Source organism: Streptomyces sp. LS-MS-L19 (genome assembly GCF_058382285.1).
In genome coordinates this window covers 4,696,744-4,715,733 of sequence record NZ_JBYCLL010000001.1, presented here as the reverse complement: position 1 = coordinate 4,715,733, position 18,990 = coordinate 4,696,744, and the positions used below count along the sequence as shown (strand labels likewise).

18 protein-coding genes are annotated in these 18,990 nt (G+C 69.1%); 14 read left to right on the top strand and 4 right to left on the bottom strand.

From position 1 onward, the window contains the following. Nucleotides 1-141: 141 nt before the first annotated feature. From AC2XR2_RS21025 to AC2XR2_RS20995, 7 genes are all read left to right on the top strand, one after another. Nucleotides 142-1,014: a GntR family transcriptional regulator gene (locus AC2XR2_RS21025; RefSeq protein WP_491515986.1), complete on the top strand. Its 873-nt coding sequence runs from the start codon at nucleotides 142-144 to the stop codon at nucleotides 1,012-1,014. Continuing rightward, nucleotides 963-1,745 (top strand): HAD family hydrolase, encoded by a 783-nt coding sequence (locus tag AC2XR2_RS21020; protein ID WP_491515985.1) that lies wholly within the window; start codon nucleotides 963-965, stop codon nucleotides 1,743-1,745. Before AC2XR2_RS21025 ends, AC2XR2_RS21020 begins: the two co-directional genes overlap by 52 nt. Nucleotides 1,746-1,980: 235 nt before the next feature. After that, nucleotides 1,981-2,868: a GntR family transcriptional regulator gene (locus AC2XR2_RS21015; protein ID WP_491515984.1), complete on the top strand. Its 888-nt coding sequence runs from the start codon at nucleotides 1,981-1,983 to the stop codon at nucleotides 2,866-2,868. 177 nt (nucleotides 2,869-3,045) lie between these two features. Next, on the top strand, nucleotides 3,046-5,238 hold the full coding sequence (locus tag AC2XR2_RS21010; RefSeq protein WP_491515983.1) for a phosphotransferase: 2,193 nt from the start codon (nucleotides 3,046-3,048) through the stop codon (nucleotides 5,236-5,238). Nucleotides 5,239-5,316: 78 nt separating this feature from the next. Continuing rightward, nucleotides 5,317-6,207, top strand: a complete 891-nt coding sequence (locus tag AC2XR2_RS21005) for a hypothetical protein (protein ID WP_491515982.1) — start codon at nucleotides 5,317-5,319, stop codon at nucleotides 6,205-6,207. Between the two features lie 32 nt (nucleotides 6,208-6,239). Next, nucleotides 6,240-6,848, top strand: a complete 609-nt coding sequence (locus AC2XR2_RS21000; RefSeq protein WP_491515981.1) for a TetR family transcriptional regulator — start codon at nucleotides 6,240-6,242, stop codon at nucleotides 6,846-6,848. A gap of 54 nt (nucleotides 6,849-6,902) precedes the next feature. After that, complete coding sequence (locus AC2XR2_RS20995; protein WP_491515980.1) at nucleotides 6,903-8,990, top strand: HelD family protein; 2,088 nt, start codon at nucleotides 6,903-6,905, stop codon at nucleotides 8,988-8,990. Between the two features lie 27 nt (nucleotides 8,991-9,017). Here AC2XR2_RS20995 and AC2XR2_RS20990 read toward each other — a convergent pair whose 3' ends face one another. After that, a complete protein-coding gene (locus AC2XR2_RS20990) occupies nucleotides 9,018-9,860 on the bottom strand; it encodes a nitroreductase/quinone reductase family protein (protein WP_491515979.1) in 843 nt (280 codons plus the stop codon). Nucleotides 9,861-10,029: 169 nt separating this feature from the next. Here AC2XR2_RS20990 and AC2XR2_RS20985 point away from each other — a divergent pair, with 169 nt between their 5' ends. The 3 genes from AC2XR2_RS20985 to AC2XR2_RS20975 all read left to right on the top strand — a co-directional run bounded on the left by AC2XR2_RS20985 (nucleotide 10,030) and on the right by AC2XR2_RS20975 (nucleotide 11,999). Further along, a complete protein-coding gene (locus tag AC2XR2_RS20985; protein WP_381300203.1) occupies nucleotides 10,030-10,653 on the top strand; it encodes an RraA family protein in 624 nt (207 codons plus the stop codon). Nucleotides 10,654-10,658: 5 nt separating this feature from the next. Further along, nucleotides 10,659-11,141: an HAD domain-containing protein gene (locus AC2XR2_RS20980; protein WP_491515978.1), complete on the top strand. Its 483-nt coding sequence runs from the start codon at nucleotides 10,659-10,661 to the stop codon at nucleotides 11,139-11,141. 120 nt (nucleotides 11,142-11,261) lie between these two features. Continuing rightward, on the top strand, nucleotides 11,262-11,999 hold the full coding sequence (locus AC2XR2_RS20975) for a class I SAM-dependent methyltransferase (RefSeq protein WP_491515977.1): 738 nt from the start codon (nucleotides 11,262-11,264) through the stop codon (nucleotides 11,997-11,999). A gap of 54 nt (nucleotides 12,000-12,053) precedes the next feature. On the opposite strand, the gene AC2XR2_RS20970 is transcribed toward AC2XR2_RS20975, so the two are convergent. After that, on the bottom strand, nucleotides 12,054-13,808 hold the full coding sequence (locus AC2XR2_RS20970) for an ankyrin repeat domain-containing protein (RefSeq protein ID WP_491515976.1): 1,755 nt from the start codon (nucleotides 13,806-13,808) through the stop codon (nucleotides 12,054-12,056). Between the two features lie 259 nt (nucleotides 13,809-14,067). Here AC2XR2_RS20970 and AC2XR2_RS20965 point away from each other — a divergent pair, with 259 nt between their 5' ends. Continuing rightward, entirely contained in the window at nucleotides 14,068-15,108 is a 1,041-nt protein-coding gene (locus AC2XR2_RS20965; RefSeq protein ID WP_491515975.1) for a hypothetical protein, read from the top strand. Between the two features lie 49 nt (nucleotides 15,109-15,157). On the opposite strand, the gene AC2XR2_RS20960 is transcribed toward AC2XR2_RS20965, so the two are convergent. Further along, entirely contained in the window at nucleotides 15,158-15,682 is a 525-nt protein-coding gene (locus AC2XR2_RS20960; RefSeq protein WP_381300198.1) for an NUDIX hydrolase, read from the bottom strand. A 173-nt stretch (nucleotides 15,683-15,855) separates the two neighbouring features. Between AC2XR2_RS20960 and AC2XR2_RS20955 the strand changes: the two genes are divergently transcribed. From AC2XR2_RS20955 to AC2XR2_RS20945, 3 genes are all read left to right on the top strand, one after another. Beyond that, the gene (locus tag AC2XR2_RS20955; protein WP_381300197.1) at nucleotides 15,856-16,341 is read left to right on the top strand and encodes a helix-turn-helix domain-containing protein; all 486 of its coding nucleotides are present in this window, start codon (nucleotides 15,856-15,858) and stop codon (nucleotides 16,339-16,341) included. 83 nt (nucleotides 16,342-16,424) lie between these two features. After that, nucleotides 16,425-17,093: a hypothetical protein gene (locus AC2XR2_RS20950; RefSeq protein ID WP_381300196.1), complete on the top strand. Its 669-nt coding sequence runs from the start codon at nucleotides 16,425-16,427 to the stop codon at nucleotides 17,091-17,093. A gap of 157 nt (nucleotides 17,094-17,250) precedes the next feature. Continuing rightward, nucleotides 17,251-17,589 (top strand): DUF2516 family protein, encoded by a 339-nt coding sequence (locus tag AC2XR2_RS20945; protein ID WP_030318102.1) that lies wholly within the window; start codon nucleotides 17,251-17,253, stop codon nucleotides 17,587-17,589. Nucleotides 17,590-17,681: 92 nt separating this feature from the next. Here AC2XR2_RS20945 and AC2XR2_RS20940 read toward each other — a convergent pair whose 3' ends face one another. Then, complete coding sequence (locus tag AC2XR2_RS20940) at nucleotides 17,682-18,983, bottom strand: PP2C family protein-serine/threonine phosphatase (RefSeq protein WP_381300195.1); 1,302 nt, start codon at nucleotides 18,981-18,983, stop codon at nucleotides 17,682-17,684. Nucleotides 18,984-18,990 lie beyond the last annotated feature (7 nt).

The window sequence follows — 18,990 nt, the reverse complement described above, 5'->3', positions numbered from 1 at the left end:
GGTTCTGCTGGCGGTGCGGAGGCAAACCCTCCGCCAACTCAACCAAGTTGGCAACCAACTCTGACTATGTTGTCCCCACTTGGCTAAGGTTGCTAAACAACTCCGCAACAACTCCCCATAGATGGATTGGAGTTGTAACGTTTGGTCGTGACCCAGGAGAACGTGGCAGTGAACGGCAGCAGAAGGCTCTCGCCCCAGGAGATCGCCGACACCCTGCGGGAACGCATCCGCACCGGCGACCTCAAGGCCGGCGACCGCCTCCCCACCCAGGCCGAACTCGCGGAGGAGTTCGGCGTGGAACGAGGAACGGTCCGCCAGGCCCTGCGCGCGCTGCAGGAGGACGGGTTGCTCAGCAATGTGAGCAAGGGGAGTCCGCCGCGGATCGCGGAGCGGGCACCTGTGATCGACAAGCCCCAGCCCACCATGGTCGGTCTGGCACCACGCCTGGTGGAGGCATTCTCGGTGCCGCACGTGCACATAGACGTCGTGTGCCATACGGCGGAGACGCTGATGGTGGCCATCGGTGAGCCCCTCCGCATGATTCACGAGGGCACTCTCCACCCGGAGTCGATCGACGTGCGCATCCTCATGCCCTCCAGGGACATCAACCTCGCCTTCCCGGTCTCCGTCGACGGTGACGACGATCCGGTCCACCAGCGCTGGCTCGACATGCGCAACGCCCAGGGGCACGTCCTGAGGCACAACCTCCAGTCGCTGCAGTCCACGCACGGCATAGCCGCGAAGGTCACGTACCGGGCGTTGCCGTTCACCCCGCCCGTCAAGCTTTACCTCCTCAACGGGGAAGAGGCGCTGATGGGCTACTACGTCCTCACCCGCCGGGAAGAGCCGTACGAGAGCCAGACCCTTGACATGTACGACGCGCTCGGCTCCGCTTCCCTCCTCTTCTCGTTCCTGAAGCAGGCCACGCAACGTGACGCCGCGTTCGTCGAGCAATCCCAGAAGTGGTTCAACGCCCTCTGGGAAACCATCACGACGGACCTGACACTCTCCTAGTGACTCCTGAGACGACGCACACTGAACCAGTGACAGCAGAGACAGCACGACTCGCATCACTGGTCGCCTCCGCTCGGTACGTCCTGTGGGACATGGACGGGCCGATGTGCCAGTTGTTCGCGGGATATCCGGCGCACGACATCGCCGAGCAACTGGTCGCGATGATCGACCAGTTGGGCATGGGCGCCTTGCTGACCGAGCAGGAACGATCCAGCAATGACCCGCATGAAGCCCTGCGCGGTGTCCATGACCGGCATCGGGGGAGTGACCTGGTCCTCGCGCTGGAAGAGTGGCTGACCCGGCGCGAGTTGGAAGCGGTGTCCAAGGCGCGGCCCACCCCATACGCCGATCCGCTGATCAGGACCTGGTGGTCGCTCGGCGTCAAGTTCGCGATCACCACCAACAACGCCGCCGTCGCGGCAGCGGCGTACGTCGAGAGCCGCCGACTGACGGACTGCTTCCCGTACGTCTACGGCCGCACACCGAACCTCGACCTGATGAAGCCGAACCCGTACTGCCTGGAAGAGGCGATCAAGGCCATGGGAGCGGTTCCGGCGGCCACGTTGATGATCGGCGATGCCGCGACGGACCTCGACGCCGCGCGCCAGGCCGGAGTCGAGTTCCTGGGCTACGCGCGTAATGAGGTCAAGGAGCAGATCCTGAGGGAGGCGGGCGCGGAGGTGGTGGTGCGCTCGCTGGACCAGGTGCTCGACACCTTGCGCACTCGCTGAGCTGTCGGCCGAACTGGGCGCACGTAACCGGTCCACTATCTCGTCCTCCTGCCGTCCACTTTGGTGAGGCTGATCAATTAGCGGTCCAATTGGACTGGTTGCCTTGAATCTGGTTGTGCCCTGCCTGGGTGATCGACTAACTGGCGGACCAATATTGGGCTGTTGATGACGAGGAATGGTCTGCTTGTGGACTGAAGGCGGTTTGGGCGGCCGGTGAGGGAGGTACGGTCGCGGTGTGAGCGAAGAACGCGGCAAGGGAGCCGCCATCGTGGCGGCGCTGCGGTCCCGTATCGCCGACGGTGAGTACAGGCCGGGGCAGAACCTGCCCCCGCAGCGTCTGCTCGCCAAGGAGTTCGATGTCTCGCGGGACACGATCCAGCGCGTCCTGGAACAGCTGAAGACCGAAGGCTGGATCGAATCCCGTCAGGGCAGCGGCTCGAAGGTCCGAGCGACACCCCCGATCCACGTGGCGACGCCGTCCAAGATCCCCCCAGGGCGAATAGCCCTGGGCCCTTTCGTCGCCCGCGCCTTTGCCCAGCCGGTCGTGGAGTTGGACGTCTTCACTTTCACATCGGAAAGTCTCGACACTCACATGCGGGTACAGGCGGAGGCGATCCGCAACGGGCAGATTCCGGCTCCTGAGCGCATCGCTCTGCGTATCCTGCTGCCGTCCGACGTGATCGAGTTGCCCTATCCACGGGTCAGGGTGCCGAAGGGCGGATCCACTGTCGATACGCAGGAATTGGACCGGATCCTTCAGATCCGGACTCGGGAGATCATCAGACGGCACACCTCCTCCTTGCGTAATGCCCTGCGTAACCTGAGGACCGACCTGCTGGTCCCAGAAGTGGATGTGGCGGTCCGTGAAGTGCCGCTTGTCCCCACCCACAAGCTCTATCTGAGGCGTGGCGTCGAAGGATTGCTCGGCCCGTACAAGATCGTGGAGCGCACGATCCTTATGGACGACGACACCGAGATAGACGCCTGGGACGTCCTGGGCCTTGGCTCGACCCTGATCCGACTCGTCAATGACGAGGGCGATCCTCACGCCGTCGGCTCCGTGTTCATGCAGAGCTGGCAGGAGTGGTTCGACTCCTGTTGGCACCGCTATGACCCGTCTTGAGTAGGTTGTCATTCGTCCAGAATCTTCGAACGATGTGAAGCCAAGGAGTGAAGACAGTCTCGACTGGGTAGCCAATCCTGAATAACTCTCGTGTCGCAGGCACTCGGGCATTACAGTGTGGTCCTCTCTTGCAGCGCATGAACATCAGACGCGTTGCATAGTTGCTCAGGAGTGCCCGTGGGTGGTCCGTCTGGGCCCGCTGCCGCGTTTGCGGGGCGGGCGGCCCGCGAGGCGCTTGGTGAGCTGGTCTCACACGCCCGGAGCGGCGGGAGGGTGACCCGTGGGCACCACAACCTGAACTACATCGTTCCGCCGCCACCCTGGCTTGATCCGCTGGCGGACCACCCTTTTGTGATAGTGCGTGAGCGCCAGCGTTCTGCCCTGCCTGTGGTGATTCGCACGTGGCAGGACGAGGCTGAACTCCTCAGAGCGATCTCCGGAGCCCTACCCCACGTACCACGGTGCCTGTTGAAGTACGGCGACATCGCAGTCATGAGTTACGTGGACGGCGTGCCCGTCTCCAGCGTCTGCCCCAGCGGCAAACCGGTGGACCAGCATCTGGTCCGCGCCCTGGCCGAACTGCTGGCGGACATGACACAAGTCGGTCGGAAGGAACTGCCTCCCCTGCCGCCTTCCTGGCCAAGATCCAGCCGAGACAGCCGAGCCTTCTTGCGGACATTGGCCCTGGCCACGGAAGCCCAGGTGAGGCAGCGCAACTGGCAGAGGTTCGGGGGCCTGTTCGCCATGCTGGGCATCCCCGAGGACGCCATGGTCCGGTTCGCGGAGCGAGTGCCCGCGATGATCAGCCGACCTTTCAGCCTCCTCCACACGGACCTGCACCGTGACAACGTCATCGTGTCGTACGAAGCCGGCCCACCGCTGATCTGTGTGGACTGGGAATTGGCCACCTACGGCGATCCATTGCACGACCTCGCCACCCACCTGGTGCGCATGGGCTATTCCGACGTGCAGTGGGATGAAGCGGTCGACGCGTGGCGTTCGGCGATGATGCTGCGGCGACCAAAGGCGGTCAACGGTCTGGAGCGCGACCTACGGCACTACGTCGCCTTCGAGCGGGCGCAGTCGGTCTACCCCGACGTGATGCGCGCCGCGACGTCTCTGGGCGAATCGTTCGATCAGAAGGATTTGGACGCTGCGACCGAAGCGGTGTACTGGGCGCTGCAGCAGGCCGAGGAGCCTCTCCGGCTGAAGAACGTTCCGGACGAGAAGGCCATCGAGCGCATTCTCTTCCGCTGGAACGTCTCCCATGGCAAACGCCACAGCCGCGACCGTGCGGTCTCGTCCATTTCATGGGTGCGTGACTCTCGGGTCCCACCGCATCCGAGCTTCCCTGCTCCGGCAGTACAGGAGGCCCTTTTCGAGGAGGGGGCCGCCTCGGCCGACCGGGTTTTCAAGGGGACGGCACACCTCAGCACGGCCGTGCGGGTCGCGGGCGTGTCGTATCCGGTGATGGTGCGGCGCAAGGTGGGAGCAGGCAGCCCCCGGGAGCGCCGGTTTCTGAACGAGCACGTCGTGCTGCGGGCAATCGAGGACTCCGGTGTGCCCGTACGTGCGCCGCGCGTGCTGGCGTTGGGGACCAGTGAACTCGGGGACCAGTTCACCATCCATTCCTTCGAAGGTCCGGAAGGGGAGATCCAGCCTCCGGACCATCCCGTGGGTGGCCTTCTGCCGCACGAGGCAGACGATCTCGTGAACCAGCTCCACGCCCTGACACACGTCGACTGCGCGAAGCTGACGGGCGACTCGTACACACCGGCCGGGGGCTTTCACGAGCAATTGTGCGACGAACTGATCCGGATGGTGTCGGACCTGCCGAAGGAGACCCTTCAGCTGGCAGGCCAACTGGGGCTCCCCACCAGCAGCTTTCGCCTCGCAGAGATTCTCCGACGTCACATAGTGACTCCCCGACGTGCGGTACTCCTCCATGGAGACCTCAATCCGTGGAACATGATCCGTCGTGAGGACGGCACAGGCCTGACCCTGATCGACTGGGAAATGGCGATGGTGGGTGACCCGCTCTACGACCTCGTCCGCCACATGCACCTGACGCCCACGCTCCCTGAGATCAGGACGCGCCTTTTCGAGCGGTGGTCGCTACTGCTTCCGGAGGACTGCACGAAGGGCTGGCGGCGCGACTGGCGGGTATACCGCTGGATCGAAACCGTTCGCTCGGCCTACGTGGACCTGGACCGACTGGTGACTCGAGACAGCCTCGAAGCTCCCAACGTCAGCCGCGCGGTGGACACTTACGCCATGACCCTGACCGCGGCCACCGCGACTCTGGGACTCAGGGCCAAGTCGACGGTCAATCCCTATCTTGTCCTCGCACTGCCGCACGGAGACCATTGAGAATCGTCGCCGCGCAGACGGTCCGACTCGTGCGTCACAAGGCGCGGCGGCCGCTTCGTTACGGGGGAGGGGCTCCGGATGTCCGGCAGCAGTGGCAGGAGCGTGCCAGGCGCCACCATGGGCGAACGGCTGAAGAGATTCCAGGCCCGCTACGAACCGATGATCACGCGTGCTGTGCTACTCGGCATCTTCGGCACAGGACTCCTAGCCCAGTTCGTGCAGCCCATCGGAGACGCCATCGCGGGCAAGACCTTTCTGGGCGGCGCCCTACTCAGCCTGGTCGGTTACGTCCTGTATGACACCCTGATGGATCTGTCGGCCTCCCTTCGGCTGGCCCCACGAGCGCAGGTCAAGTCACAGGAGCTGGGTAGATTTGTGACGCAGGCGTTCGAAGCCCAGGTAGTGGAGATCAGCTTTCTCGGCTATACCGGCGAGACGTTGTACAACGAGCTTTACCACCGCTTGGAAGCCATCCTTGGAAGTCCCGGACCCATCAGGCACGTCCGAATCAGGTTCCTGGTGCCGGACTTCCGCCTCCCCATGACGGTTCCGTCCCGAGTGGGTCCCCAAGGGGATCCCGTAGACGACGAGGAATTCCGCAGAGGGCTGGAGACGCAATGCATGGGATACGCCCGGAGGTTATCCGCCCTGGCTCACAGGTTGACCAACGCGGGCCGAATGACGGCCGAGTGCGAATACCGCTTCTACCCTGGTATACCGCGGGACAAGATTTGCATCTTCAACCGTGAGCTAGTCCTGCACGGACTCTACGACCTAGCGGCCCGGACCATAGAGTCCAGCTCGGGACCCGAGTACTACGACCCCAAGGGCTATCAGACCGATCTGACCTTCTGGGCCTCGGACGGCACCAACGAGGCCAAGACCGCCTTGGCTACCTGGAACAAGCACTTCGATGATCTCTGGGACCTGGCTGAGAGATCCCACTGGCACCAAGGGGTGGTGTCGTGATCCTTCCCTGGTGTCCTGCGTAGGCTCCCCCCATGACCAACCCCGGCCTCCGCGAACGCAAGAAACGGCAGACATACGAGACCGTCTCCGAAATCGCCATCCGGCTGTTCCTGGAGAAGGGGTTCGACGCCGTGTCCGTGGCGGAGATCGCCGCCGCCGCCGGGATCTCCAAGCCCACCCTCTTCCGGTACTTCCCGGTCAAGGAGGATCTCGTCCTGCATCGGATCGCCGATCATGAGGACGAGGCCGCGCGGGTGGTCGTCGGGTCCGGGGAGCCGCCCCTAGTCGCGTTGCGGCGGCACTTCCTCGAAGGGCTGGAGCGGGAGGATCCCGTCACCGGGCTCAATGATCATCCGCAGGTTCTCGCCTTCCATCGGCTTCTCTACGGCGCCCCCTCCCTCGTCGCCCGGGCGCACGGGCACCTGGAGCGGCAGGAGGCCGCGCTCGCCGACGCGCTCGGTGGGGATCTGGACGCTCGGCTCGCCGCCGGGCAGATCGTCGCCGTGCGGCGGGTGCTCGCGCTGGAGAACTGGCGGCGGATCGAGGGAGGGGAGCCGGTCGAGGACGTGCGCGGGGACGCCGTGGCCGCTGCCGAGCGGGCCTTCGGGGTGCTGGCGGGCGGGCTGACCTGGCTCAGCTGAGTGCAACCGAGTAAAAAATGTGACTCGGTTGCATTTTCCCTTACCCTTGGTCCCATGACCTCTGCCGACCCCGCCCTGAAAGAGTCCCTGCATCGCGAGCGCGCCCACCACGACCGCTGCCGTGCCGCCCTCGCCGCCATGGTCGACGGCGCCCAGGAGCAGGTCGTCGTCGGCGAGGACGTCTCCGCCTCCGGGGCCGATGCCGAGGTCCTCGGGTACCGGCTGCGCAGTCAGGCCAAGGAGATGCGGGAGCTGCCCGAAGGGCCGCTGTTCTTCGGCAAGTTGGACTTCGACCGCGGCGACCACCGCGGGCAGAGCTACCACCTCGGGCGACTGCGGATCACCGAGCACCCTGCCGCCCCACCGCTCGTCGTCGACTGGCGCGCGCCCGTCTCCCGCGCCTTCTACCAGGCGAGCGCCCAGGACCCGCAGGGCGTCGCCGTGCGGCGGCGGTTCGGGTGGGCGCCGGGGAGCGTGGGGGACTCCTCCGACCTCACCGGACTCGAGGACGAGCACCTGGGCGAGCGTGAGCACCTGGGTGAGGGTGAGCAACACACCGAGGGCGGGCACCCGCGCAAGGACACGCCAAGGCCCAGCCCCATCGTCACCCGCGAGATCGAGCGGCCCCGTGTCGGGCCCATGCGGGACATCGCCGCGACCATCCAGCCCGAGCAGGACGATCTCGTACGGGGCGACCTCGCCGTCTCCGTGTGCGTCCAGGGCGCTCCCGGGACCGGCAAGACCGCCGTCGGGCTGCACCGGGCCGCCTATCTGCTGTACACCCATCCGCAGCGGATGCGCCGCGGCGGACTCCTCGTCCTCGGGCCCAACCGGACCTTCCTCTCCTACATCTCCCAGGTCCTGCCCGCGCTCGGAGAGACCGGCGTACGCCAGTCCACGCTCCAGGACGAGATCGCCCGCCATCCGGTCACCGCCACCGACCCCGGTCCGACCGCCGTCCTCAAGCACGACGCCCGCATGGCGGAGGTGCTGCGCCGGGCGCTGTACGCGCGCGTGTCGACCGGGTCGATCAACTCCCTTGCGATCAAGGACGGTTCGTATCAGTGGCGCATCCCCGCCGGGGAACTCGCCCGGATCGTGGCGGACGTACGGGAGGAGGCACCGCCGTACGGCATCGGGCGGGAGCGGGTGCGCGGTCGGGTGGTGCGCGGTGTGCAGTTGCAGGCCGAGCGGCGGGCCGGGCCGCAGAACGGGGCCTGGGTGCAGCGGATCTCGCGGTCCCGGGCGGTCGGGGCGTTCCTGGACGTCGTATGGCCGAAGGTGCGGCCCGAGGAGCTGCTGGCCGAACTCCTCGGCGATCCGGTGGCGTTGGCGTCCGCAGCCGTCGGGCTCCTCGACGCCGGCGAGCAACGGGCCCTGCTGTGGGACAAGTCGCCGCGGTCGTGGAAGTCGGCCCGCTGGTCGGCCGCCGATCTGGTGCTGCTCGACGAGGTCGCCGGGCTCATCGAGCATCCCGAGGGGTACGGCCATCTCGTCGTCGACGAGGCCCAGGACCTGTCTCCGATGGAGTGCCGGGCCATCGCGCGCCGGGCCAGGTTCGGGTCGTTGACCGTCCTCGGTGATCTGGCGCAGGGGACCACACCGTGGGCGGCCCGCTCCTGGCACACCGTTCTCGCCCACCTCGGCAAGCCGGACGCGGCCGTCGTCCCGCTGACCCTCGGGTTCCGGGTGCCGCAGGCCGTCGTAGGGCTCGCCAACCGGCTCCTGGAGCGGCTGGACGTGGACGCGCCCGCGGGGCGATCACTGCGGAGGGACGGGGAGTTGAGGACAAGGCGGGTGGCGGGCGCGGAGGCGCTGCCGACGGCGGTCGTGGCGGCCGTACGGGAGGCGCTCGCGCACGAGGGGTCCGTGGGGGTCGTCGCGGCCGACGAGCACGTGGAGGGCGTACGGCTGGCCCTCCGTGCCGCCGGGATCCCCGCCGCCGGGCCGGACGAGCTCGGGGCGCGGGTGAGCGTCGTACCGGCCGCTGTGGTCAAGGGACTTGAGTACGACCATGTCGTGGCCGTCGAGCCCGCGGCGATCGCGGAGGCGGAGGAACGCGGGTTGCACCGGCTGTATGTCGTGCTGACCCGGGCGGTGTCGCGGCTGGAGGTGGTGCACGGGCGGCCGCTGCCGTTCTAGCGCGCGGCGGCCGCCCGTGCGCGGGTGTCAGCTGCCGTCGAGGAGCGGGATCAACTGCTCCTCCTCGTACCTCAGATGGGCTTCCAGGTCGGCCGTCAGGCGGTCGACCTCCGTGCGTACGGCGGCCGGGTCCGGGCCTGCGAGCGCCTCACGCAACTCCGCCACCAGGGCCGCGATGTGCTCGTGCTCCTTGCGCAACCGGTCGAGGGCGGGCGCCGCTTGCGGATGGCGGTCCGCCAGGAACGGGAACATGCCCAGGTCCTCGCCGGTGTGGTGGTTGTGCAGGCCCTGGCAGAACGTCAGGCAGTTCACGCGGAGTTGGGCACCCAGCGTCGATCCACCGCTGGCCATCTCCCTGCGGATCAGGGCGAGTTCGCGGCGGAAGGTGTCGTGGACGAGCCTGATGGCCTCACCCGGGGACTCGGCGTTGATGTTCGGCGGGCCCGGGTGGGCGATCTCGTGCAGGGCGACCACGGGGAGGAGCCGGTCCGTCTTCTCCTGGTAGGCCACCCAGCCGCGGTCCGCCTCCACGGCCCGTGCGAAGGCCCGCTCCCGCTCCTCGCCGGTCAGGACGACGGCCCGTGCCTCGTAGGTGAACACCCCGCTCTCCACGGTGACTTGAGGGTGAGCGCGGAGGTTGCGGTACCAGTCGGGGTGGCGGGGTGAGCCGCCCGCCGAGGCGATCACGAGGATGCGGTCGCCGCCGTCGGGGAGGTAGCCGACGGGGGTGGTGTGCGGGGTGCCGGTGCGGGCGCCGGTGGTGGTGAGCAGGATCAGGCGGCCGCCCTCGAAGGGGCCGCCGACCTGGCCGTGGTTCGCGCGGAACTCTTCGATGATGCGCCGGTTGAAGTCGTGGACGGGGTGTGTCACTCGGTCTGCTTTCTCTGGTGCTCCGGTCAGTTCCTGGTCATTTCCTGGACGACTCAGAGAAAGCGGCGGGCCCCTGGCCCTCCCCGGCCTCACTCAGAGGCCGGGCACCCAATTCGCTCACGGCACATGGCCGACCCGGCAGTCATGCCCGCACGGTAGCGTCCGGCACATGATCGAGACCACCGAGTTTGCGGACATCCCCACGACCACACTGGCCGATCTGCTCGGTCGTGACCAGGTCATGGACATCGGGATCAGGCCGTTGTGGGGGCCGGTGCCGAGGGTCGCCGGGCCGGCCTTCACCGTACGGTGCCCTCCCGGCGACAACCTCATGCTGCACGCGGCGATCCACCGGGCACCGGCCGGCTCGGTGATCGTGGTGGAGTCCGGCGACCTCGACTACGCGCTGGCCGGCGGGAACGTCTGCGCGGTGGCCCAGCGCCGGGGGATCGCCGGGTTCGTGGCCGACGGGCTGATCCGCGACCTGGCCGAGGTGCGGGAGGCCGGCTTCCCGGTGTTCGCACGGGGGGTCATCCCGATCCCCGGCGCCAAGAAGGCCGTGGTGCCGCTGGGCGAACCGGTGCGGTGCGGCGGGGTGCGGGTCGAGGCGGGGGACATGGTGGTCGCCGACGAGGAGGGCGTCGTGGCCGTGCCCGCCGCGCGCCTGGCCGAGACCCTGACGGCTGCCCGCGCCAAGCTGGCCAAGGAGGCGGCCGAGACCCTGGAGCAGTGGGAGACGGCACATCGCGCCCGCGTCGACGAGATCCTCGCGGCGGGCGGGTTCGAGGGCTGAGCCCGGTGCTGCTGTTCCTCGACGTGGACGGGACGCTGCTGCCGTTCGGGGCAGCGGGACCCTATCCGGTCTACGACCCCGCCTTTCCGCTCCCCGCGGCGGCCGCCGAACACCCCTTGCTGTCCCGCGTCGATCCGGCGCTCGGCGCGCGGCTCGCGTCGCTGGGGTGCGAGTTGGTGTGGGCGACGACCTGGATGGACGACGCGAACAGCTGCCTGGGGCCGTGGCTCGGACTGCCGCGACTGCCGGTCGTGGACTGGCCGGACCCGGACGACGAAGCCCAGGGCGGGCTGCACTGGAAGACCCGGACCCTTGTCTCCTGGGCGGCGGGCCGGTCCTTCATCTGGGTCGACGACGAGATCACCGAGGCCGATCGGGCGTGGGTGGCGGGGCATCATCCCGGGCGGGCTCTCCTGTGCCGGGTGGACGCACAACGGGGGCTGGGCGAGGGGGACTTCGCGGTCATGGAGGAGTGGGTCAGGGGGTGATGCCGGGGGCGCCCTGGGACGGCCCGGCGCGGGGCGAGGACCAGGGGCCGGGGGCCGGGGCGGGGTGAGGGCCGGGGATATCCGGTGGTCCGCGGGGTGCTCGCGGCCTACCGTCGGCCCATGGCTGACGAAGGTTTCACCGATCCGCGGCTGGCCGCTGTCTACGATCCGCTCGACCCCGATCGCGGTGATCTCGACGCGTATGTCGGGATGGTGGAGGAGTTCGGGGCTCGGCGGGTGCTGGACGTCGGCTGTGGGACGGGGGTGTTCGCGCTGCTCCTGGCCGAGCGGGGGATCGAGGTCGTCGGGGTCGATCCGGCCTCGGCCTCGCTCGACGTGGCCCGGGGAAAGCCCGGTGCGGAGCGGGTGCGCTGGATCCACGGGGACGCGACCGGACTGCCCCCGCTGCGCGTCGACCTGGTGACCATGACGGCCAACGTGGCGCAGCAGATCGTAGAAGAGGATGCCTGGCGGGGGACCCTGCGGGGCGCGTACGCGGCGCTACGGCCCGGTGGACGGCTGGTGTTCGAGACGCGGGACCCGGCACGGCGGGCCTGGGAGGAGTGGAACCGGGAGGCGTCGTACGCCGTGACGGACGTGGCCGGTGTCGGGGCGGTGGAGAGCTGGGTCGATGTCACGGGCGTGGAGGGGCAGTTGGTGTCGTTCCGGTGGACCTATGTGTTCGCCGCGGAGGGACGGACGCTGCTCTCGGATTCGACCCTCCGCTTCCGGGAGCGGGCGGAGATCGAGGCGGACCTGGTCGCGCAGGGGTTCGTGGTGGAGGACGTGCGGGACGCGCCGGACCGGCCGGGGAAGGAGTTCGTGTTCGTGGCGGGGCGGGGGCCTGGCGGCGGGTAGCCAGGGGCCGCAGGCCCAGGTGGGTCTCGGGTCTGCTGGGTGCCCGGGTCGTGCTCAGCGTTGGAGGCTCGGCGGGAGGGGGACCCAGCGGTGCGGGGTGCGGAGGTCGACCGCGTCCCGTCCGGCGGTGATGGTCAGGCCCGCGGCGGCGCAGCAGTAGGCCAGGGTGTCGGCGCCGTAGGGGAAGGCGTGCTTGCGCTGCCAGAAACGGAACGTCCAGTACGCCTCCGGGTCCGAGTCGTGCGGCCCGATGTGGATCTCGTCGCCGGCGACAACCTCGCCGTCACGCGCCAGGGCGCCGAAGGTCCCGCCCTTCGGGTTGAAGTACACCCCGTAGGCCGTGGTGCCCGCCGATATCGCCCGGAGCACGGCGTCGTCGCTGGGCATGTAGCCGTCCTGGGCGATGACGCAGCCACCGGGGGCGCCGGCCACGCCGCTGACGCCGACGTAGCGCAGGGACTCGTCGTAGTCCAGCGGCTCGAAGGGGGCGTCGTCGAGGTCGGTACGCGGGCACTGGGCGGGGTCGGCGCCGAGCCGTCGTATCAACTCGTCCTCGTCCAGGCCCTGTACGAAGCAGACGCCGAGCCCTTCGGTCCACAGCGGTTCGGTGCCGAACGCGGCGATGAGCGCGTCGGCGGCCTCCTGGGCGGCGACCTCCCGCGGGGGCAGTTCCACCGCTCCGGGCAGGTCCCGGACGAGCGGCGCGAGCGGAGTGGTCAGCAGGAGCCGGCCCGGTGACCAGGGTGGTGCCTGCGGTGTCCAGACGTCCGCCCCGGCGTCGACCAGCGCGCGCACGGTGGCCTCGTCCATGCTGGCGACGGCGTACCAGAGGGGGGTGCGGTCGTCGTGGTCGCGTACGTCGACGTCCGTGATGTGGGGGAGGAGCGCGCTCACCGCTTCCGCCGAGCCCTGTTCCGCCGTGAGGTGCAGCGGGGTGGTGCCATGCCATCCGACGGCGGCCTCGGGTGGGGCACCGCCCTCCAGCCGGGCCCGGATCAGGGCCGCGTCACCCCAGTCGTGGTAGCCCATCCGCTTCCAGTCGGCCTGGGGCACATAGCGCCGACGAGCCTCCTCCTCTCGCTGCCGCTCCTCGCGCTGGCGCCTGGTGAGCGGTGGTGCCAGGAGCGCCGGGGGGCCGCTCACCTCCACGGTCATGAACCTGGTCGGTGGTTCCTCCGGATCGGGCGGTTCGAGGTCGGGCCACACCTCGCGGGCCCTGCGGGACGCGGCGAGGAGCGCGACGGTGTCGACGGGGGTGCGGGTCTCGGGTACGCCCTCGTCCGGCCACTCGATCACCAACTGCGTGTCGCCCGGGGGCGGGAGCTCCGGCAGATACAGGTCCACGTCGGTCTTGAAGAGCGACCTGCGGGAGTGATGCAGGCCCGGATCCAACGGGATCAGCCCGACGGCCTGCTCGGTCGCCGCTTCCCGGGGCAGACCGTCGGCGCCCGTGAACCGGACCCCGCGCATCACGGTGCCGTCCAGCGAGGTCACCCGGCGCCCGTCGGAGAACAGCAGCCCCACGCGGAGTCCTGACTGCCGTCGTGGATCCCCGCTCTGTCTGCGGGTCCTGCGGAACACCGACAGATGCAGGGTGACCGACCGGGGCCACACGGACCACCCCGTCACCACGACCCGCGTCTCCGCCCCCACCCCGACCACGTCGAGCTGCGGCGACAGCGCGGGCGCGAACCGGTCGACGGGCGGCGCGTACAGCCCGTCGTCCTCCCCGGCCGGCCGTAACCAGGCCGTCACGACCCGCTCCCCGACCGGCCCCTCAGCAAGCACGAGATCATCGAAGAAACCCATACGCAGAGCGTCGCATAGGGCACTGACAGTGGCGGGGGAGCGGGTTGGGCGGGGCGGTGCGGAGGCGGGCGCGCGGGGAGTTCGCCGCCATGGGGCCTGGGTGGCGGGGGAGTTGGGGGTGGGGGTTGCGGGGGAGAGGGATCGGGACAGCTGCGAGCGGGGCCGGAGTTGAAGCGTCTCTCACGGGCCCGGACAGCCGCTTCGCGGGACCGGCTCACCCGCTCTCAGTGCTCGAGAGGCGGCCATAAACTCCCGCGCTATGGAAGAGATCGTCAGACTCGGTGAGATCAGCTGTCCGTCGGGGACCCTGGTGGTAGTGGACGGCGGTCATCTGGGGTTGTGGAGCGGAGAGCGGTCGCCGGCGGAGATCGATCCCGCTCTGCTCGGCATTGACGATGCGGCGATGGCTGCCGATGTCCTCGACTCGGTCGACTTCGCCGTGGTCGGCCCGGACGCCTCGGCAGCAGCCCGCAGCTTCGGCCGGCAGCCGGGTGCGATGCTCCATGACATCCCTGCCTCCCGGGCGGTGGAGATGGGGTCACTGTTCGAAGAGCATTGCCGGGCCTCAGGTCTGGATGCCCGCTTGGAGGCATTGCCGAGCCGCGAACCTCATGCTCAACGCGTGCGCCGGACTGCCGCTGACGGTGGCGGCAGTTTTCTGATGTTCGGGGTGCCCGTGGTCGCGGTGGGCGGGGTGCCCCGCGACCGGCATCTGCCGGTTCTGGCCACGCGGGTCGATTTCGGCGACGGAATCGGTACGCGCTGGTCCGAAATGGCGGTGCGGTTGAGTGATGGTCAGACGGAGTCGTCCGTGCCGTTGGGTGACATCGGTGTGGACTGGGCCCGGGTGCTCTTCGGTGATGCCGATGCCCTGAACACATGGCAGCACAACGATCCTGTGGACGGCTTGGCCGACGTCGCGTTCTGGGGTGCTGCTGCGGACGAAGCCGCCGCGACGTTCGCGACTGCGGAGCTGGGCGAGCCCGGCGAGGAGGGTGTCCGCGGGTGGACAGGGCTGGCCGTGGCGGATGCCATGGAAAGGACCCGCGCACTGATGAGTTGGAAGGCGGAGACAGGACGCCGCATGATGGTGGACTTCCGGCCGCATTCCCATCACTGGCAGGTCATGCGGCAGGTTCGTGCCTCTGAAGTCGAGGCCGGGACCGTGGATATCGGTGACGCACGACTGCTCTGTGCGATGACGACCTGGGGCGACGGCGTTTTCCCTGTGTCGGCCGATCTGGATGCATCAGGTGTCGTGGTCGCGATCCGTGTGAGTTTCTCCGACAGCCCCAAGTAGCGCTTTGATCGCCGTTGGGACCTGTCAATGTTCAACCGGTGACCGGAGATCAGGGCTGGGCGGTCCGGAACGCGAGATACCGGCGGAAGACTTCGTGGCTGTCGGGTGTGAAGCGCCACTCCAGCAGAGCCGAGTCGAGCTCCGGCCCGGTCAGCCAGCCGTGCCAGGCGACCTCGTCGGGATCGGGGACCACGGCGTCCGGCCCCACGGCGTCCGGCACCACGGTTTCGTGCACGCCCAGCCAGTGAGGGCTCAATCCGCTGCGGTTGATGAACGTGAACAGCAGGCGCGGCAGCGCACGAATGCCCAGCTCCTCGATCAGCTCCCGCGCGGCGGCCTGTTCATAGGACTCGCCGACATGTGCGGCGCCACCGACCTCGACCTCATACAGCCCGGGGAAGCGAGACACCTGCTCCGACCGCCGATGGACGAGGATCCGGCCACGGTCATCACGACACACCGTCACGGCGACCCGATGCAGCCAACCCTCGCGGATGGCCTCCCGACGGCTGACCACCCCCAGCACGCGATCTTGACCGTCGACACGCTCCACCCATTCATCCACTGCATCCACAACGTGCAGCCTGGCAGAGCCCACCGACACCACCGTTCCTCGACGACTCGCGGAGGCCGGCCCAAAGCACCCGCGTCAGGAGGCCGCCCCGGATGATGGCAGTCGACGTGGCGTGGCGCACTTTTGCAAGCGGGTGCTTGCAATAGTTAGCGGGGGTGGGGCAAGGTGGAGGCATGGCATCGCTCAACGTCGGCAATCTCGGTGAGTATCTGCGTGAACAGCGGCGCACCGCGCAGCTGTCGCTCAGGCAGCTCGCCGACGCCGCCGGTGTGTCGAATCCGTATCTGAGCCAGATCGAGCGCGGGCTGCGCAAGCCGAGCGCGGAGGTGTTGCAGCAGGTCGCCAAGGCCCTGCGGATCTCCGCCGAGACGCTGTACGTGCGAGCCGGCATCCTCGACGCCGAGCGGGACCGGGACGACGTGGAGACACGTGCGGTCATCCTCGCCGATCCCACGCTCAACGAGCGGCAGAAGCAGGTGCTGCTCCAGATCTACGAGTCCTTCCGCAAGGAGAACGGCTTCGAGATCGCCCCGGCGGACGCCGCCCCCGCACAGAGCGACGGGCACGGCGACGAGCACGGCGACAGTGCGGCCGGTGCCCAGGAACACGACCGAACGACCGACGGCAGCGACGCCGACCCGCACCAGACGGCCAGTTGAGTCAGCACACGACCCGACTGCACGCCGACAGGCACGCGGGACCCAAAACCCTCAGCAGAAAGCGACCCGGGAGGACCATCGCCATGGCCATCACCGACGACATCCGCAAGGCCGTAAAGGACCCGACCCCGCTCTACTTCCTCGCCGGCGCCGGTGACCTGGCCCTCCAGGAGGCCAAGAAGGTGCCCGGCCTGGTGGAGCAGCTCCGCGCCGAGGCGCCGGCCCGGATCGAGGCCGTGCGCGGCACCGACCCGAAGGCGGTCCAGGAGAAGGCCCAGGCCCGTGCCAAGGAGGCCGGCGCCAAGGTCAAGGAGACGCAGGAGACCCTCCAGGCCAAGGTCGGTGAGTTCTTCACCAGCCTGGACGGCGACATCAAGAAGCTCGGCTCCACCCTCGACGCCGACCTGAAGAAGCTCGGTGAGTCCGCCCAGGACCTCGCCCTGCGCAGCGTGGGCGTGGCCGCCGAGTACGCCGTCAAGGCCCGGGAGACCTACGAGAAGGTCGCCGAGCACGGCGAGCAGGCCGTGAAGACCTGGCGCGGCGAGGCCGCCGAGGAGATCGAGGAACTGGCGATCGCGGTCGAGCCCAACGCCGAGCCGGGCGACATCAAGGTCGCGACGCCGGCCCCGGCCCCCGCCGCGAAGCCCGCGGCCGCCGCCCCCGCGCCGGCCCCCGCCAAGAAGACGGCCCCCGCCGCCAAGAAGACCACCCCGCGCAAGACCACGGCGAAGAAGACCCCGCCCGCCAAGTAAGGCATCTCGCCTGCCGAGCAGGGCACCGCGGGACTATTCAGGGTCACGGGCCGGGCACTTACCGAGTGCCCGGCCCGTTCTTCGGGTAGCTGACTCGCGGGAGCGGGTACGGTGACCGCGTAATCACGAGCCGAGTCGGGTGGTGGACGTTGTGCTGATGCAGGGGTTCGCAGGCTTCATGTGGCTGCTGAGCATGGCCCTGATCGTTTTCAGCGGTTTCGCGCTGTTCGACGCCGCCATCCGCCGTGAGGACGCCTACCGCGCGGCCGACAAGAAGACCAAGCCCTTCTGGCTGATCATCCTCGGGCTCGCCTTCGTGGTGAACCTGATCTTCAACATCCTGTCGTTCCTGCCGATCATCGGCCTCATCGCGACGATCGTGTACATGGTCGACGTACGCCCGGCGATCCGTGCCCTGCCGGGCGGCGGCCGCAGCGGCCGGGGCAGGGGTTCGAGCAGCGACGGCCCCTACGGTCCGTACAACGGCGGGCGCTGACGGGACCATACGGCGGGCGCTGGCGGGGGCATAACGGCGGGCGCTGACGGGAGCCGGGGCCGGAGACCCACCCCCGAGGGCACGCCGAACCGCTAACCCTCCCGGTCGAGCAGCAGTACCGCCACGTCGTCCGCCAGCTCGCCCCCGTTGAGCGACCGCACCTCGTTCACCGCGGCCCGCAGCAGTTCCTCGCCCCGCAGCCCCTCGGACAGCTGGCGGCGGATCATCGACACCATCCCGTCCTGCCCGAGCCGCTCCCGCCCCTGACCGACATGCCCCTCGATCAGCCCGTCGGTGTAGAGCATCAGGCTCCACTCCGCGCCCAGCTCGACCTGCATCCGGGGCCACCGGGCGCCGGGCAGCAGCCCCAGCGCGGGCCCGTTGTTGTCGTACGGCAGCAGCCGCGCGGGTCGTCCCGGGCGGGCCACCAGCGGTGCGGGGTGACCGGCGAGACACAGCCCCGCCCGGCGTCCGTCCGGCGCGATGTCGACCGTGCACAGGGTCGCGAAGATCTCGTCGTCGGAGCGCTCGTGCTCCAGCACCTCCTGGAGCGTGCCGAGCAGCTCGTCCCCGCACAGGCCCGCCAGTGTCAGCGCCCGCCACGCGATGCGCAGCTCCACGCCGAGCGCCGCCTCGTCGGGGCCGTGCCCGCAGACGTCACCGATCATCGCGTGCACGGTCCCGTCGGGAGTCCGTACGACGTCGTAGAAGTCCCCGCCGAGCAGGGCCCGCGAGCGCCCCGGGCGGTAGCGCGCGGCGAAGCGCAGCGAGGAGCCCTCCAGCAGCGGTGTGGGCAGCAGTCCGCGCTCCAGACGCCGGTTCTCCTGCGCCCGCACCCGTCCCTCGGCGAGCCGACGCTCCGCCGTGTCGGAACGTTTCCGCTCCACCGCGTAACGGATCGCCCGGCTCAGCAGTCGGCCGTCCAACTCGTCCCGGAACAGGTAGTCCTGGGCCCCCACCCGGACCGCCTCCGCGCCGCGCTCCGCGTCTCCGGACGCGGTCAGCGCGAGGACGGCGTGCCGGGGCGCGAGCTCCAGGACATGACGGAGTACGGCGAGCTCGTCGTCGTCGGCGGTGCGGCCCGACCCGGGCAGCGCGAGGTCGAGCAGGATGCAGTGCACGTCGTCCGTGAGCAGCCGCTCGGCCTCGGTGAGGTTGCGGGCGGTGCGGACGCGGATCGGCTTGCCGGCCGGGTCCAGGAGTTCGGGGACGACCGTGGAGCCGCCGGGATCGTCCTCGATCACCAGCAGGGTCAGTTGGGTGGCGGCGTTGTTGTCGACCGTGGCTTCCTTGCGCGGGGCGTCGTTCCTGGAGGGGCCGTCCTGGGGTGCGGCCTGCGCCTGACCACTCTCCACGGCCGGGATCGCTCGCTGCCGCGGTATGGGTACGGGCATGGTCTCG

Bases quoted from the DNA above. Each gene is read 5' to 3' on its own strand.
- AC2XR2_RS21005 (WP_491515982.1), top strand. From the start codon at position 5,317: ATGTCCGGCAGCAGTGGCAGGAGCGTGCCAGGCGCCACCATGGGCGAA.
- AC2XR2_RS21000 (WP_491515981.1), top strand. From the start codon at position 6,240: ATGACCAACCCCGGCCTCCGCGAACGCAAGAAACGGCAGACATACGAG.
- AC2XR2_RS20995 (WP_491515980.1), top strand. From the start codon at position 6,903: ATGACCTCTGCCGACCCCGCCCTGAAAGAGTCCCTGCATCGCGAGCGC.
- AC2XR2_RS20985 (WP_381300203.1), top strand. From the start codon at position 10,030: ATGATCGAGACCACCGAGTTTGCGGACATCCCCACGACCACACTGGCC.
- AC2XR2_RS20975 (WP_491515977.1), top strand. From the start codon at position 11,262: ATGGCTGACGAAGGTTTCACCGATCCGCGGCTGGCCGCTGTCTACGAT.
- AC2XR2_RS20970 (WP_491515976.1), bottom strand. From the start codon at position 13,808: ATGGGTTTCTTCGATGATCTCGTGCTTGCTGAGGGGCCGGTCGGGGAG.
- AC2XR2_RS20965 (WP_491515975.1), top strand. From the start codon at position 14,068: ATGGAAGAGATCGTCAGACTCGGTGAGATCAGCTGTCCGTCGGGGACC.
- AC2XR2_RS20955 (WP_381300197.1), top strand. From the start codon at position 15,856: ATGGCATCGCTCAACGTCGGCAATCTCGGTGAGTATCTGCGTGAACAG.
- AC2XR2_RS20950 (WP_381300196.1), top strand. From the start codon at position 16,425: ATGGCCATCACCGACGACATCCGCAAGGCCGTAAAGGACCCGACCCCG.
- AC2XR2_RS20945 (WP_030318102.1), top strand. From the start codon at position 17,251: ATGCAGGGGTTCGCAGGCTTCATGTGGCTGCTGAGCATGGCCCTGATC.
- AC2XR2_RS20940 (WP_381300195.1), bottom strand. From the start codon at position 18,983: ATGCCCGTACCCATACCGCGGCAGCGAGCGATCCCGGCCGTGGAGAGT.